Here is a 15,177-nt window from a genome sequence, read left to right on the forward strand (position 1 = left end):
GAGGGGCTCTTCGCATGCGCAGGCGAACCCGTGCGACCCGCACCCGGTGCGCCTGTGCGCGGCCACGTACGCGGCAGGGCCCCGCCGACCGGCGGGGCCCTGCTCTTTCACGTCTCGTCGATCAGCCGTTGTCTCCCGGGGGATCGGTGATGAACGGGTCCTCGGTCTCCGTCGGGTCCTCGGTCGGGAACGGGTCCTCCGTCGGGTCCGTCGGGTCCTCGGTCGGGAACGTCGGGTTCTCGGTCGGGACCGGAGGCTCCCCGGTGGACACGGTCAGCACGATCGTGGTGTTCGGCTGGAGCTTGGAGCCGGCCTCGGGCGTCTGGTTCAGCACGGTCCCCTTGGCCTGGGTGCTCGGCTCCTCGTTGATCCTGACCCGGAATCCGAGGTCCTCGAGCTGGGCCTTCGCGTCGTCGACGTTGTAGCCGAGGACGTTGGGGAGCTCCTGGGCCTCCGCGGGGATGTAGATCCGGACCGAGCCGCCCTTGCTGACCTTCTTGCCCGCCTCGGGGTTGCTCTCGAAGACGACGCCCTGCTTGCGGGCGGACGGCTTGGTCTGCACGGTCGCCTTGAGGCCCAGGTCCTCGAGGATCTGGGTCGCCTCCTCCACGGTCTTGCCGACCAGGACGGGCACCTCGATCTTCTCCACGCCCTTGGAGACGACGAGCGTCACCTCGCTGCCCTTGGCGACGTCGGTGTTGGCGGGGGGCCGGGTCTCGATGACCGAGCCCTTGTCCTGCTCGTCGCTGAACTCCTCGGTCGTCGTGACCTTCAGTCCCATACCCTCCAGGGTCTTGATCGCCGAGGCCTCCGTCTGGGAGGCCAGCGGCGGGATCGTCACCTTCCCCCCGTCGGTGGTGGTGCCGGGAGAGCTCAGGAACATGTAGCCGACGCCGATGAAAGCGCCGATGACCAGGAGCGGGATCAGGATCCAGGCGGCCGTCTTGACCGCGGCGTTGCCGCCGCTCTGCTGGCGGCGGCGGCCGCGCTCGCCGCGCCCGCCCTCCTCCTGGCCGTACTCGTAGGGCGGGACGGCGGTGGTGCGCTGCGTGACAGGGCCGCCGGGACCGGGCGGCTGCTGCTGCATGGTCCGGGTGGCCCCGCCGTAGCCGCCTGCGGTCATCGCCATCGTCTGGGCGTCCGTCGGCATGCCCGACATGGCCCGCTGGATGTCGGCCCGCATCTCCCCGGCGTTCTGGTAGCGGTGCGCCGGGTCCTTCGCCATCGACTTGAGCACGATGGCGTCGGCCCACTTGGGGATCTCCGGGTCGATCTGCGACGGCGGGATCGGGTCCTCGCGCACGTGCTGGTAGGCGATGGCCACCGGGGAGTCGCCGGTGAACGGCGGCTGCCCGGTCAGCAGCTCGTACAGCACGCAGCCGGTGGAGTAGATGTCGCTGCGGGCGTCGACCCGCTCGCCCCGGGCCTGCTCCGGCGAGAGGTACTGCGCGGTCCCGATGACCTGCGCGGTCTGGGTCATGGTCGCGGCCGAGTCGGCCATGGCGCGGGCGATGCCGAAGTCCATGACCTTGACGTCGCCGTTGCGGGTGATCATGATGTTCGCCGGTTTGATGTCCCGGTGCACGATGCCGCCGCGGTGGCTGTAGTCCAGCGCCCGCAGGATCCCGTCGACCAGCTCGGCCGCGCGCTCGGGCAACAGCCGGCGGTCGGCCCTGAGCAGGTCGCGCAGGGTGCTGCCGTCGACGTACTCCATCACGATGTAGGGGACGGGTGCCCCCTCCGAGGTGTCCTCGCCCGTGTCGTAGACCGCGACGATGGACGGGTGGTTCAGTGACGCGGCGGACTGCGCCTCCCGGCGGAACCGCGCCTGGAAGGTGTGGTCCCTGGCCAGGTCCGCGCGAAGGGTCTTGATCGCGACCACTCGGTCCAGCCGGATGTCCCGGGCGCGATAGACCTCGGCCATGCCGCCACGGCCGACGACGCCGTCAAGCTCGTAGCGATCGCCGAGGCGTCGGGGCTGAGTCATTTCCTGCACTGTCCCTTACCGTTCATCTTGGGTGCCGGTGGGCTCTCGGGCCACCGGTGTCCATCATCGACCCCGTGACGCATCACGTCTCCCCGTTCGGCGGGGTTGTGTCCCCGGGGTCGGGAGTGTCACTCGGTGTCAGGCTCGGTGTCACCGTCGGGGTCGGGGGTGGCGGGGTCTGGGTGGTCGGGCTGGGGCTCGGGGTCGGAGGCTTCGTCGGCCGGGCGGTGGGCGTGGCCGACGTACTTACCGTAGCCGACGGCGACGGCGAGGACCGGGGCGACTTGGCGGGAGAGGCCGAGGGGCGGGTCGTCGCCGGTTTGCTCCTGCCCGGTTTGGCCGTGGGCGACCTCGTCCCCGGAGTGGGAGGCGTGAACGGCTCCGCGGACCCGCCGTCGTCCCGCCGGTCGGACAGGTCCTGGATCGCCAGCGTGCCCAGCCCCACGGCGGCGGCGCATCCGGCCGTCACCACGACGATCACACCCGCCCGCCGCAGCCCGCGGCGCCCCGGGGCCATCCGTACGGCCTCCGCCGTACGGGGTGGGGAGTCCGGGCCGCCGACCGGCACGGGCCCCGGGTAGGGGGCCGGGGAGTCCTGCGTGACGTCCTCCGCCCACGCGGCATCCGGCGGCACGGAGCCGGGCGCCGCCGGCCGGCCGACGGGGTCGGTGAGCATGCTCAGCTCCATCGCGCCCGCCGTGACGAGCGACTCGCGCAGCACGTGGGCCCGGTTCGCCAGCTCGCTGGCTCCGGCCGGGCGGCGGGCCGGATCCTTGGCCAGGCACGCCGTCACCAGGTCCCGCACGGCGGCCGGGACGCTCTCCGGCAGCGGCGGCGGCGGGTCGTTGAGGTGCATCAGCGCGATCGCCACCTGGTTGTCGGCGACGAACGGCGGACGGCCGGCCAGGCACTCGTAGGCCACGACGCCCAGCGAGTAGAGGTCGGTGGCGGGCGTCAGCGTGGTCCCGGAGGCCTGCTCCGGGCTGACGTACTGCGCGGTGCCGAGGACCGTCCCGGTCTGGGTCACCGGTGCCGCCTCCAGCGCCCTGGCGATCCCGAAGTCGGTGATCTTGACCGTGCCGGTCTCGGTGACCAGCAGGTTCCCGGGCTTGACGTCCCGGTGGATGATCCCCGAGCGGTGCGCGGCGTGCAGGGCCCTGGCGGTCTGGGCGACCACGTCGAGCGTGACCTCGGCGCCCAGCGTGCCGTTGCGGGCCAGGATGTTCGCCAGCGACTCCCCGGAGACCAGCTCCATCACGAGGTAGGCGACATCCCCGTCCTCGCCGTAGTCGTAGACCTGGGCGATGCCGGGGTCGGCCAGCCCGGCTGCGATCCTCGCCTCGGTGCGGAACCGCTCACGGAAGTGCGGGTCGGCCGCCACATGGGTGCGCAGCAGCTTCACGGCCACCTCGCGGGCGAGCAGCTCGTCCCTGGCCCGCCAGACCTCGCCCATGCCGCCAGCGGCGATCCGCCCCAGCGGGCGGTATCGGCCACTGAGCAACGACGTCATCTACCCAGCACCGCTTCCATCACGCTCTTGGCGATGGGGGCCGCGGTCTGGCCGCCGGAGGCGTCGTTGCCGGCGCTGCCGGACTCGACGATCAGCGCGACCGCGATCTTCGGGTCGTCGGCCGGGGCGAAGGAGATGAACCACGCGTGCGGGGCGCGGCCTTCGGCGGTCTCCGCGGTGCCGGTCTTGCCGCCGACCTTCACCCCGGGGATCTTCGCAGCGCCGGCGGTGCCGAGCTCGACGACGTTGACCATCATCTCCTGGAGCTTGGCCGCGTTCTCCTCGCTGATCGCGGTGTCGAGCTCCTCGGGGTCGGCGGTCTCGATCTCGCCGCCCTCGGCGTCGGCGACCTTCTTCACCAGGTACGGCTTCATGACCACGCCGTCGTTGGCGATCCCGGCGGCGATCATGGCCATCTGCAGCGGCGTCATCTGGTTGCTGCGCTGGCCGATCGAGGCCTGGGCGAGCGCGGCCTGGTCCTCCTCCGGGCCGATGCTGCTGGCGGCGACCGGCATCGGGATCTTCAGCGGGTTCCCGTCGCCGATGCCGAACTTGGCCGCCTGGTCCTTCATCGTCTCGTAGCCGAGGTCCATGCCGATCTTGCCGAACGGCGTGTTGCAGGACTTCTCCAGCGCGAACGAGAGCGTCACCCGGCCGGCGCCGCACGCCGCGCCGCCGTAGTTGGGCAGGTCCGCGGTGGTGTTGGGCAGGTCGAGCCGCTGCGGCGCGTCCACCTGGGACTGCGGGCCGAGGGAGTCGTCGCTCTCCAGGTAGGCCGCCATGGTGACGACCTTGAAGGTCGAGCCCGGCGGGTAGGTGCGCTCGATCGCCCGGTTGACCAGCGGCTTGTCCTCGTCCTTGTCCAGCTTGTTGTAGGCCGCGTTGACCTTGGCCTTGTCCGCGGGGGCGAGCAGGTTGGGGTCGTAGGTGGGGATGGAGACCATCGCGAGGACGGCGCCGGTCTTCGGCTCGATCGCGACCAGCGCGCCCTTCCTGCCGCTCGCGCCGAGCGCCTTGTAGGCCGCCTCCTGCGCTTTGGGGTTGATGGTCAGCTCGACGTTGGCGCCCTTGGTCGTCTTGCCGGTGAACAGGTCGATGCCGCGCCGGATGACCAGGTCGGCGCTGGAGCCGTCGAGCAGGTCGTTCGTCTCCCCCTCGATGTCGCGGGCGCTCTCCGGGGCGAAGAAGCCGGTGACCGGCGCGTAGACCTCGCCGCCGGGATAGCGGCGCGCGAACCGGGTCTCCGGGTCGCCGGTGTCGACCGACTCGGCGAGCACCTTCTTGCCCGCGGTGATCAGACCGCGCTCGACCTCGTAGCGGGCGAAGAAGTTGCGCCGGTCGCGGGAGTCCTTCCGCAGGTCGTCGGCCCGTACGGCCTGCAGGTAGTTGACGTTGACCATGAGCAGGCCGAACATGACCATGCAGGCCAGGGCGGCGCGCTTGAGGGTGCCGTTCATCGCTGGAACACCTGCGTCATTCCTTCGTCCTGGATGGCCTGGGGCGGCGGCCTCCTGGCCGCGTCCGACATCCGTACCAGCAAGGCGATGAGGATCCAGTTGGCCAGCAGCGCCGAGCCGCCCTGCGACATGAACGGGGTGACCAGGCCGGTGAGCGGGATCAGGTTGGTGACGCCGCCGACGATGATGAAGATCTGCCAGGCGAGGATGAACGACAGGCCGCCCGCCAGCAGCTTGGAGAACGGGTCGCGGGCCGCGAGCGCGGTGCGCAGGCCCCGCTCGACCAGCAGCCCGTAGATCATCAGCAGCGCCATCAGGCCGGTCAGGCCCAGCTCCTCGCCGATCGCGGCGAAGATGAAGTCGGAGAAGGCCAGCGGGATCAGCCCGGGGTGGCCCTGGCCGAGCCCGGTGCCGAGGATGCCGCCCTGGCTCATGCCGAACAGGCCTTCCATGAGCTGCGCGCTGCCGCCCAGCTCACGGTCGAACAGCGCGCGGTCCTCGGGGTTCTGGAAGACCTCCCACCGGGCGTAGACGTGATCGAAGAGCGCACCGGCCAGGATCGCGCCGCCGACGAAGAGCAGGACGCCGATCAGGACCCAGGAGGTGCGCTGGGTGGCGATGTAGAGCATCGCGATGAACGTGCCGAAGATCAGCAGCGAGGAGCCGAGGTCCTTCTGCAGGACCAGCACGCCGAGGCTGAGCCCCCAGGTGATGAGGATCGGGCCGAGGTCGCGGGCCCGGGGCAGGTCGATGAAGAGCAGCCGCCGCCCGGCCAGCGCCAGCACGTCGCGCTTGGCGACCAGGTAGCCGGCGAAGAAGACGATCAGGGCGAGCTTGGCGAGCTCGGCCGGCTGCAGCGTGAAGCCGGCGACGCCGATCCAGATGCGGGCGCCGTTGATCTCCTGGCCGAGGAACGGGATCAGCGGCGAGATGAGCAGCAGCAGGCCGAGGGCGCCGGCGGTGTAGGTCAGACGCTGCAGCGCGCGGTGGTCGCGCAGCACGATCAGCGTCACGGTGAAGACGACCACCCCGACGGCGGTCCAGAGCAGCTGGGTGGTGGCCGAGGCGCCGCCCTTGCCGCCCGCGCCCACCTCCAGGCGGTAGATCATCACCAGGCCGAGGCCGTTGATCAGCGTCACCAGGGGCAGGATCAGGGGGTCGGCCCAGGGCGCGAACTTCGCCAGCACCAGGTAGGCGGCGAGCATGAAGGCGCCCAGGCCGAGGCCGTAGGTGAGCATGCCCGAGGGGATCTTCTGGTCGATGCCCATGCCGACGGCGGCGTAGGCGGCCATCACGACCAGGACCGCGAAGGCGAGCATCACCAGCTGCGCCATCCGCCGCTTGGCCGGCAGGGGGACGGGTTCGACGCTGGGGGCACTCATGTGTTCGTGGGCCTCGGGGTCGCGGTGCCGCCGGACTTCGGGGTCGCGGTGCCGCCGGGTTTGGGGGTCACGGCGGGGGTCGGCGTGGGGCTCGCGGTGGAGCCGTCCGTGTTCTCCCCGGACGCGACCCTGAGCTCCTCGACCTTCTTGACGCCCGCAGCCTTGTCGGCGACGGGGATGCCGTTGCGGACCTGCTTCTGCTCGGTGGGGCCCAGCGCGGCGACGGACACGGTGGAGTGGTGGACCGGGTCGAAGAGCTCGAAGGGGCCGAGCGTGGTGTTCACCCCCTGGTAGACCACGATCTCCTCACCTCGCAATCCCACGAAATACTGGTCGTCGAGCCACTGGTTGCCGAAATACCAGCCTAGGCCGCCGCCGACGAGGGCGACGCCGCCCACGGCGGCCAGCAGCGGCCACAGCCGGCGCGTCCGGACCGGTCGTGCCGCGGCCCGGACGCGCGGCTCCTCGTCGTCCAGATCGTCGTCGGTGATGACGGGCTGGGGCATGGTGGCCGGGTTGGCGCGGCCGCCCGGGGCCTCCGGCGCCTGCTGGGAGCGGCTGAGAGTGGATCCCGCGGCCCCCACCACGGCCGCCTCGCCGGAGGGCGGGACGCCCTCGTCCACCTCCAGCACGTCGGCGATCACGCAGGTGATGTTGTCCGGGCCGCCGCCGCGGTTGGCCAGGTCGATGAGCGTGCGCACGACCGTCTCGGGGTCGTCGATGGTGGAGAGCGTGTGGTGCAGCGTCTCCGCGCTCACCACGCCGGACAGGCCGTCGGAGCAGAGCAGGTAGCGGTCGCCGAGCTGGGCCTCGCGCAGCGACAGGTCGGGGTCGACCTCACCGCTGCCGTCCAGCGCGCGCAGCAGGATCGACCGCTGGGGATGGGTGGCCGCCTCCTCCTGGGTGATCCGGCCGTCGTCCACCAGGGACTGCACGAGGGTGTGGTCGTGCGTGATCTGGTAGAGCTCACCGGAACGCAGCAGGTAGGCGCGGGAGTCGCCGACATGGACCAGGGCGACCCTCGTGCCGGACCACAACATGGCGGTCAGCGTGGTGCCCATGCCCTTGAGGCTGGGGTCCCGCCCCACCATCTCGTGGAGCCGGCGGTTGGCGTCGCGGACCGCGGCCTCGATGGCGCCGAGCAGGTCGCCCCCGAACGCGTCCTCGTCGAGGGACGACATGGCGGCGATGGCGACCGAGCTGGCCACCTCACCGTGTGCGTGCCCGCCCATGCCGTCGGCGACGGCGAGCAGACGGCCGCTGGCGTACGCCGAGTCCTCGTTGCCCTCGCGGAGGAGGCCGACGTCGGAGCGGGCTGCGTAACGGAGTGCGATGGTCATTTGCGCAATTCGATGACGGTCTTACCGATGCGGATCGGAACACCGAGCGGCACCGGGGTCGGACGGGTGACTTTGGAACGGTCGAGATAGGTGCCGTTGGTCGAACCGAGATCTTCCACGATCCACTGACCGTCCTGGGGGAAGAGCCGGGCGTGCCGGCTGGAGGCGTAGTCGTCGCTGACCACCAGCGTGGCGTCGTTCGCCCGGCCGATGGTGATGGGCGTTTCCGAGAGGGTAATGGTGGTGCCCTGCAGGGGGCCACCGGTGACCACCATCTGCCGGGGTTCCCCCTTCCCCTTCTTTGGTTTGGCCGGGGCCTTGACCGGCTTGGGCGCCTTGCGCGCGGGAGCGGCGGCGGCCGTACGGGATCCGAACAAGTCTGTCCGGATCACACCGACCGCGGCAATCACGAAGAACCACAGCACCGCGAGGAACGCGAGCCGGATCAGCAGCAGCGTGAGCTCGGACATGGACCGTCTGTTTACCTTTAATCGCGCCGGAAAACCAGAGTCGTCCGCCCCAGCGTCACACGAGTGCCGTTCTGGAGCTCGACCCGGCGAACCGGCTGGCCGTTGACGAAGGTGCCGTTCGTGGAGCCGAGGTCGACGAGCACGACCTGCGGGCCCTCCACGCGCAGCTCGGCGTGGTGCCGGGACACACCCGGGTCCACCAGCCGGAGATCGCAGTCGGTGCCCCTGCCGAGCAGGGTCACCGGAGTGGTCAGATCGTAGGACCGCTGGCCCTGCGGATCGTCCTGGGTGGAGACCAGGAGCCGGGGACGGCCGCCGAAGGCCTGCGGGCGGCCCTGGGGCACGTCGGTGACGGGCTGGCGGATCTCGTCCTGCTCGACCGTCGCGCCGCGGATCACGCCGGAGCGGATGCGGAACAGGCCGACCGCCAGGTCGTCGGCGGTCTCGAAGCGCACCCGGACCGGCCCGACGAACGAGTAGCCCTGCTCCTTGGCGTACTCCCGGGCGAGGTTGGCCAGTTCGTGGCTGATGCTGTCGGCGTAGACCTCCAGGCGCTCGCTGTCGGTCGTGGACAGCTCGACCACGAAGTCGTTCGGGACGAGGGTCCGTCCCTGGGCGACGATCGCGGCTCGCTCGTCCATTTCCCGCTGGACCGCGCTGGCGACCTCGACCGGCTGAAGGTCAGACTTGAACGCCCGCGCAAACGCCCCCTCAACCAAGCCTTCAAGCCTTCGCTCGAAGCGCTGAAGGACTCCCACCGGCTACCTCCCTTCCTCCGTACATATGGTCGCGGCTGCTCGGGTGTTCGTTGGCCCGTTTCCCGTGCTTTCGCACCCGGCCCCTCCGCTCCGCATCTAGAAGGATCGTATCCGGGTTCGTAGGTACCGGCTGATCCGTGCTAATGTTTCGACCGCACCCAACAAGGGCGGGTGGCGGAACGGCAGACGCGCACGGTTCAGGTCCGTGTGTCCGAAAGGACGTGAGGGTTCAAATCCCTCCTCGCCCACTCAAATCGGTCCCGTGTGGTTGAGGATGAAGTCCTCTTCCCCGGGGCCTCTTCGTTGTGACGCCCAGGGGGACGACCCCCTGGAGCCCCCGATGCGGGGGCGCCCCACGTCCCCTGCTGCGCCCGTGGTGGGGCGCGTCCCTGAAGATACAGGTCATGTGGGCCGTCCAATGGGGTGAGGTGGGCGGTCGTGATCAAACTAGCCGTCTGCCTCGCCGCCGGGAAGTCCTGGTGTGAGCGGGCCGACGAACCCGGTTCGTACGGCACGCGCCTGTGTCCTTTGTAGCCCCGGCCACTTGCTTGTTGCTTTCGAGCGACTTGCATGGAGTGGCCCATGTGAACGGGGATTACGCCGACAGCGAAATCAGGGGGCTGACCAGGGCGGGGCCGGGGAGACGGCTCCCCGGCCCCGTCATACGGGCGTCGGACCGGTCAGCGGGCGGGCACGGTTCTGACGTCCAGGAGCTCGCCGAGCAGGTCGGTGAGGCTGACCATCCCGACCACCTCGCCGTCGTCCGTGATGAGGCCCACATGGGCGCGGGCGTCCTGGAGGGCGGCGACCGCCTCCGGGACGGTCGTGCCCTTCGCCAGGCGGGGCACCGGGCGGGCCAGCTCGGCGGGGCTCGCCGCGGGCCGTACCAGGGCGTCCCGGACGTGCAGCACGCCCAGGACGTCGCCGGGCCTGCCGGAGTTCACCAGCAGCCGGAGATGGCCGCTCCCGGCGGCGGTCCGCCGCACGTCGTCGCCCGTCGCGCCCGAGGTGACGGAGACGACCTCCGCGATGGGCAGCATCAGGCGCTCGACCGGCTGCTGGTGGACTCTCAGAGCCCGCGTCAGCAGGTCGTGCTCGGCCCGGTCGAGCAGGCCCATCCGGCCGGACTCGCCGACCAGCATGGCGAGCTGGACCGGGGTCCTGGTGGTGGCCAGCTCGTCCCTCGCGCGCACGCCGAACAGCCGCAGCAGCGCGTTGGTGAGGCCGTTGAGCGCGGCCAGCACCGGCCGGACGAGCCAGGTGAAGCCGCGGAACGGCAGGGCCAGGCCCATCGCCGCGGTCTCCGGGTGGGTCAGCGCCCACGACTTGGGAGCCATCTCGCCGACGACCATGTGCAGGAAGGTGACCAGGGCCAGCGCGATGACCAGCGAGATCGGGACCCGGAAGGACTCCGGAACGCCCACGGCGCCGAAGACCGGCTCCAGGAGGTGCTCGATGGCGGGCTCGGTCACCATGCCCAGGCCGAGCGAGCACAGGGTGATGCCGAGCTGGGCTCCGGCGAGCATCAGGGAGAGCTCCCGCCCGCCGCGTACGGCGGCGCGGGCGGCGATGCGGGCGAGACGGCCGCTCTTGCCCGCCAGCTCCTCCAAACGGTGCCTGCGGGCCGAGATGACCGCGAACTCGGCGGCGACGAAGAAGGCGTTGCCGGCCAGCAGGGCCACGCCGAGCAGCAGGGCTCCGGCGGTGCTCATCGTCCGCTCACCCGGCCCCGCCCGATCACCGGGCTGCCGTGGTCGTGCTCCGCCGCATCCGGCGTGTCCATCTCGTCCTCCCAGGCGCGCGGCGCGCCGTCGCGGTCGGGCGCCAGCCGTACCCATTCGGGGACCCTGCGGTGCACCGACAGCACGGTCAGGACCGCGTCGGTCTCGTCCGGCTCGTCCTCCAGGAGGTCGTTCTCCGGGGTCAGCGTGACGGTGGCCACGTCGCCGGGCTCGGCCATCCGGCCGATGGTGGCCAGGACCAGGCCGGCGACGGTGTCGTAGTCGTCGCTCTCGGGCAGCGCGAGCCCGGTCGCCCGCTCGACCTCGTCGACGCGGAGCGTGCCGGGCACATTCCAGGTGCCGTCGCCGTTGGCGACGACCCCGGCGGGCTCGGGGTCGTTCTCGTCCATCAGCTCGCCGACGAGTTCCTCGGCGAGGTCCTCGACGGTGACCACTCCGGCCAGCCCGCCGAACTCGTCGATGACGCAGGCGAGGTTGTCGCGGGCCGCCCGCATGCGCTCCAGCACGACCGGGAGCGGAAGGGAGTCGGGGACCAGCAGGGCCGGGCGGGTGATCTTCTCCAGCGGGCCGTCGACCAGGTGGGAGGCGATCAGCTCGCGCACGCCGGTGACGCCGACCACGTCCTCGCCGTTCTCGGTGCAGAGCACCGGGTAGCGGGAGTGGCCGTGCTCGCGGATGGCGTCGACCAGGTCGGAGATCGGCCGGTCGTCGCGGAGCAGAACCACGCGGGGACGCGGCACCATGACGTCCTCCGCGGTGCGGTCGCCGAACTCCAGCGCGCGCTCCAGCAGCTCGGACAGGCGCGGGGGGAGGTCGCCGGCCGCACCGGACTCGGCGATGATCCTGGACAGTTCCTCGGGGCTCGCGCCGTGCTCGATCTCCTCGACCGGCTCCACGCCCACCTTGCGCAGCAGACCGGTGGCGGCGGAGTCGAACAGCCGGATGACCGGCCCGGCGACCTTGAGGTAGATCAGGGTCGAGCGGGAGAGGTACTTGGCGACCGGCTCGGGCCGGGCGATGCCGAGGTTCTTGGGGGCCAGCTCGCCGATGACCATCTGGACGACCGTCGCGACCGCCACGGCCAGGGCGACCGCGACGCCGGGGACGGCGCCCCCGGGCACCCCCGCGGCCTCCAGCCAGGGGCGGATCACGGTGGCGATGGCGGGCTCGGCGATGAAGCCGACCAGCAGGGCCGTGACGGTGATGCCGAGCTGCGCGCCCGAGAGCATGAAGGACAGCCGCCCCGTCACCTCCAGGGCCCGTTTCGCGGCGGCGTCGCCGGCCTCGGCCTGTTCGCGCAGCACGCCGCGGTCGGCGGCCACGAAGGCGAACTCCTGGGCGACGAAGTAGCCGGTGGCGAGGGTGAGGAGCAGTACGGCCAGCAGGCCGAGAGCCGTGTTCACCGGTCGGCTCTCCCGGTCGGTTCAGCGGTGGGTCCCGTGCGTTCGCACGGGCAGGTACTCCACGGGTCCGGACTGGACACGATCTTCCTTTCGAGCGGTGGTCGTCCTCTACGCTAACGACCGACGTGACGCCCGATGTTTCCGGCTCGGGTGGTGACCGTGGTACCGGTAGCCGGATACCTCCCGGTATTTTTACTCAAGGAAACCTTTGGGACGTGTCTGCGCGGGTGTGAGCCACGAAGTAGCGTCGATGGTGAGGATTTCACCGTTGGTTGGTAAGCGACTTCCGGAAGTGGCGGAGATACGACGTGGGTGACTGGCAGCAAGACGACGACCGCACGCGTGCGCTCCGGTCGCCCGAGCCCGCGCAGCCCCGGTCCGCGGGCCAGCCCGCGCACCCCGTCCCGGGACGGGGCGGCCAGGCGGGCGGTCCTCCTCCCGGCCCGCCGCCGGGCGACGGACCGCGGCCCCCCACGGCCTCTGCGGACTCCGCCTCCGGCGGCGCCGTACGGGACGACACCGTGCCCCGGGCGGTCTCGCCGGTGTACGGCAAGGCGCGGCAGGGCAAGAGCCCGGCCCGGCCGCTGAAGGGCTCCTCCGGCGGCCCTTCCGGCGGCCCGTCCGGCTTCCCCGGTGAGCCCTCCGGAGGGAAAGGCGGCGCTGGCGTGTCGAACAAGGCCTGGGGTGCCAAGGGCCCGAGAGCTCCCAAGGGTCCGAGGCGGCCGGGCAGGACGGTCGCGCGGATCCTCGCGGGCCTGCTCGTCCTGCTTCTGGTGCTCGCCGTAGGGGGATATTTCACCATCGATGCGCGGTTGAAGCGGATCGACGCCCTCCGCGACTACGAGGGGCGTCCCGCCGACACACCGGGCACGAACTGGCTGCTGGTCGGCTCCGACAGCCGCGCGGGGCTCACCAAGGCTCAGCGCAGAAAGCTCGCCACCGGCAGCTCCGTCGGCCGGCGCACCGACACGATGATGCTGCTGCACATCCCCGACAACGACGGGCGCCCCACCCTGGTGAGCCTGCCGCGCGACTCCTACGTGCCCATCGACGGCCACGGCAGCGACAAGCTCAACGCCGCCTACGCCTTCCAGGACGGCGGTCCCCACCTGCTCGCCAGGACGGTGGAGAAGGTCACCGGCCTGCGCATCGACAACTACATGGAGATCGGCTTCGGCGGCTTCGTGGGCATCGTGGACGCCATCGGCGGCGTCGAGATCGACGTCAAGCAGAACATCAAGGACCCCAAGGCCGGGATCGATCTGAAGAAGGGGGTGCAGACGCTGGACGGCGGCACCGCCCTCGGCTACGTCCGCACCCGCGCCACCGGGGCCATCCCCGACTTCGACCGGACCCAGCGCCAGCGCCAGTTCTTCTCGGCGGTGGTGAAGAAGGCCGCCAGCCCGGGTGTCCTGCTCAACCCGTTCACGTCCGTCCCGCTCGCGTTCAGCGCCACCGACTCCGTGGCCGTGGGCGAGGAGAGTGGCGCCTTCGACCTGCTCTCCCTCGGACTGGCCATGGGCGGCAACCCGGTCACCACGGTGGTCCCGATCGGCTCCCTGCCCACGATCAACGGCCAGTCCGTGGTCAAGTGGGACCGGGAGAAGGCCCTGCGCATGTTCGAGGCCCTGGCCCAGGACAAGCAGGTCCCCAAGGACCTCCTCGGCAAGTGACCTGACGCCGTAAGCACCACGTAAGCGCCGGGGGCCGCCGGCGGCGATACCTTCGAGCTGGGAGCCGATCCGCGGGACTCCGCTCTCCCGTCGCGTGACGGAGAGGGCTCCGCGCAGGGCTCCGAGGCCTGGAGGACATCATGAGAATCAGGAAGCTGCTCCGCCATCCCGCCACCTGGGTGGTCCTCGGAATCGGAGCCGTCGCGTTCGCCGTCGCCCTCTACCTGTTCCAGCCGTGGAGGCTGTTCACCACGGTGGAGGTGAACGAGGCCCCGCCGGCGGCGGTCGCGGCCTCCCGGGCGCCCGGCGCGACCCCGCAGACCACGGGCGGGGAGCCCGCGGGCGGCCCCAAGGTGCTGGCCACCGGCACCTTCGTCTCCCACGAGCACGACACGGCCGGTACGGCCAGGCTCCTGGAGCTGGCCGACGGCAGCCGGGTGCTCAGGATCGAGGACCTGGACACCTCCGACGGGCCCGACCTGCGGGTGTGGCTGAGCGACCAGCCCGTCAAGGAGGGCCGGGCGGGGTGGTTCAACCTCGACGACGGCAAGCACCTGGAGCTGGGCGACCTCAAGGGCAACAAGGGCGACGCCAACTACGCCGTCCCGGCGGGAGCCGACCTGGACGCCCTGAAGACCGTCACCATCTGGTGCAAGCGCTTCAGCGTCTCCTTCGGCGCCGCGGCACTGACCTGAGCCCGCCGCCCGGCGTCAGGTGGCGGCGGCGATCGCGCCTCCGGCGGCGGCCGCGTTCATCGAGGCGATGTGCTTGGCCACGGCCTCGCCGATCCACTCCTCCTCGGTGATCTCCTTGACCCGCTTCTTGTCCAGGCCGGGGAAGGCCTTGCGGTCGATCTTGGCGGCGCGCAGGACGGCGATCAGCGCGGCCGTGCGGCTGTCGGGCGCGGCCCCGGCCAGCACACTCTGGACGTGCTCACGGATGCCCCGCTCCACGCTCGGGTCGAGCTCCGGGTAGCGGGTGCTGGGGAAGATCCCCAGGATCCTGCGGTGGTTCTCGCTCAGCACGCCGCGTTCGGCCAGGCCGGCGAGCAGGCGTTTGCGGAGCTTGCCGGACTGGAGCTTGTAGACCCACGTCTCGGGCTTGCGCTCCTTGGGGTCGCCGGCGATCCGGGCGAGCACCGCGTCGAGCTCCTCGTTCCCGACCGGGGTGGTGTCCGTGACCACGACCTTCTTGCCGTTCAGGGCGATCCGGCCGTTGACGGCGAGGTCCGCCAGGAGCGCGCCGCCGAGGGCGGAGTCCAGGTGGGCGGAGCTGACCAGCTGCTTGCCCTCGATCTCCTCGTGGGCGAGAAGGAGGACCTCTTCGGCGATGATCGTCACGTTCCAGATCTTATGCCGCGGGACGGGGGCGGTGGCGTCACGCGGGCGCCGCGAAGACCCGGCCGCCGGGCCGCGGGAGCGCTCCGCCGTACGAGTCCTGCGACAATCTCCGGCT

Annotated in this window: 12 protein-coding genes and 1 tRNA gene; 3 read left to right on the plus strand and 10 right to left on the minus strand. The window is 71.2% G+C overall.

Annotated elements, in window-relative coordinates; all coding sequences use genetic code 11:
• Positions 1-121 precede the first annotated feature (121 nt).
• The 7 genes from pknB to HS041_RS04640 form a co-directional block, all read right to left on the minus strand.
• The gene (gene pknB, locus HS041_RS04610) at positions 122-1,987 is read right to left on the minus strand and encodes a Stk1 family PASTA domain-containing Ser/Thr kinase (protein WP_196439256.1); all 1,866 of its coding nucleotides are present in this window, start codon (positions 1,985-1,987) and stop codon (positions 122-124) included.
• An 82-nt stretch (positions 1,988-2,069) separates the two neighbouring features.
• Positions 2,070-3,497, minus strand: a complete 1,428-nt coding sequence (locus HS041_RS04615; protein WP_196439257.1) for a protein kinase domain-containing protein — start codon at positions 3,495-3,497, stop codon at positions 2,070-2,072.
• On the minus strand, positions 3,494-4,954 hold the full coding sequence (locus tag HS041_RS04620; RefSeq protein WP_196439258.1) for a peptidoglycan D,D-transpeptidase FtsI family protein: 1,461 nt from the start codon (positions 4,952-4,954) through the stop codon (positions 3,494-3,496). Before HS041_RS04620 ends, HS041_RS04615 begins: the two co-directional genes overlap by 4 nt.
• Positions 4,951-6,336, minus strand: coding sequence for an FtsW/RodA/SpoVE family cell cycle protein (locus tag HS041_RS04625; RefSeq protein ID WP_196439259.1), 1,386 nt, complete (start codon positions 6,334-6,336; stop codon positions 4,951-4,953). The genes HS041_RS04620 and HS041_RS04625 overlap by 4 nt, the downstream gene beginning before the upstream one ends.
• On the minus strand, positions 6,333-7,676 hold the full coding sequence (locus HS041_RS04630; protein WP_196439260.1) for a PP2C family protein-serine/threonine phosphatase: 1,344 nt from the start codon (positions 7,674-7,676) through the stop codon (positions 6,333-6,335). Before HS041_RS04630 ends, HS041_RS04625 begins: the two co-directional genes overlap by 4 nt.
• The gene (locus tag HS041_RS04635; protein ID WP_184937225.1) at positions 7,673-8,146 is read right to left on the minus strand and encodes an FHA domain-containing protein FhaB/FipA; all 474 of its coding nucleotides are present in this window, start codon (positions 8,144-8,146) and stop codon (positions 7,673-7,675) included. Before HS041_RS04635 ends, HS041_RS04630 begins: the two co-directional genes overlap by 4 nt.
• 17 nt (positions 8,147-8,163) lie before the next feature.
• Positions 8,164-8,904 (minus strand): FHA domain-containing protein, encoded by a 741-nt coding sequence (locus HS041_RS04640; RefSeq protein WP_184937228.1) that lies wholly within the window; start codon positions 8,902-8,904, stop codon positions 8,164-8,166.
• A 165-nt stretch (positions 8,905-9,069) separates the two neighbouring features.
• Between HS041_RS04640 and HS041_RS04645 the strand changes: the two genes are divergently transcribed.
• Positions 9,070-9,152: transfer RNA gene (locus HS041_RS04645), tRNA-Leu, on the plus strand.
• A 432-nt stretch (positions 9,153-9,584) separates the two neighbouring features.
• Here HS041_RS04645 and HS041_RS04650 read toward each other — a convergent pair.
• Together HS041_RS04650 and HS041_RS04655 are read right to left on the minus strand one after the other, a co-directional pair.
• Entirely contained in the window at positions 9,585-10,616 is a 1,032-nt protein-coding gene (locus HS041_RS04650) for a hemolysin family protein (protein ID WP_196439261.1), read from the minus strand.
• Positions 10,613-12,049: a hemolysin family protein gene (locus HS041_RS04655; RefSeq protein WP_196439262.1), complete on the minus strand. Its 1,437-nt coding sequence runs from the start codon at positions 12,047-12,049 to the stop codon at positions 10,613-10,615. Before HS041_RS04655 ends, HS041_RS04650 begins: the two co-directional genes overlap by 4 nt.
• A gap of 308 nt (positions 12,050-12,357) precedes the next feature.
• On the opposite strand from HS041_RS04655, the gene HS041_RS39925 reads away from it, so the two are divergent.
• Positions 12,358-13,722 (plus strand): LCP family protein, encoded by a 1,365-nt coding sequence (locus HS041_RS39925; RefSeq protein WP_307845169.1) that lies wholly within the window; start codon positions 12,358-12,360, stop codon positions 13,720-13,722.
• A gap of 140 nt (positions 13,723-13,862) precedes the next feature.
• Entirely contained in the window at positions 13,863-14,417 is a 555-nt protein-coding gene (locus HS041_RS04665; RefSeq protein ID WP_196439263.1) for a DM13 domain-containing protein, read from the plus strand.
• A 15-nt stretch (positions 14,418-14,432) separates the two neighbouring features.
• Here HS041_RS04665 and HS041_RS04670 read toward each other — a convergent pair whose 3' ends face one another.
• Entirely contained in the window at positions 14,433-15,062 is a 630-nt protein-coding gene (locus HS041_RS04670; protein WP_196439264.1) for a GOLPH3/VPS74 family protein, read from the minus strand.
• Positions 15,063-15,177: the final 115 nt, after the last annotated feature.

This window comes from Planomonospora sp. ID67723 (assembly GCF_015711605.1).
Lineage (GTDB): Bacteria > Actinomycetota > Actinomycetes > Streptosporangiales > Streptosporangiaceae > Planomonospora_A.

Bases quoted from the DNA above. Each gene is read 5' to 3' on its own strand.
- pknB (WP_196439256.1), bottom strand. From the start codon at position 1,987: ATGACTCAGCCCCGACGCCTCGGCGATCGCTACGAGCTTGACGGCGTC.
- HS041_RS04615 (WP_196439257.1), bottom strand. From the start codon at position 3,497: ATGACGTCGTTGCTCAGTGGCCGATACCGCCCGCTGGGGCGGATCGCC.
- HS041_RS04620 (WP_196439258.1), bottom strand. From the start codon at position 4,954: ATGAACGGCACCCTCAAGCGCGCCGCCCTGGCCTGCATGGTCATGTTC.
- HS041_RS04625 (WP_196439259.1), bottom strand. From the start codon at position 6,336: ATGAGTGCCCCCAGCGTCGAACCCGTCCCCCTGCCGGCCAAGCGGCGG.
- HS041_RS04630 (WP_196439260.1), bottom strand. From the start codon at position 7,676: ATGACCATCGCACTCCGTTACGCAGCCCGCTCCGACGTCGGCCTCCTC.
- HS041_RS04635 (WP_184937225.1), bottom strand. From the start codon at position 8,146: ATGTCCGAGCTCACGCTGCTGCTGATCCGGCTCGCGTTCCTCGCGGTG.
- HS041_RS04650 (WP_196439261.1), bottom strand. From the start codon at position 10,616: ATGAGCACCGCCGGAGCCCTGCTGCTCGGCGTGGCCCTGCTGGCCGGC.
- HS041_RS04665 (WP_196439263.1), top strand. From the start codon at position 13,863: ATGAGAATCAGGAAGCTGCTCCGCCATCCCGCCACCTGGGTGGTCCTC.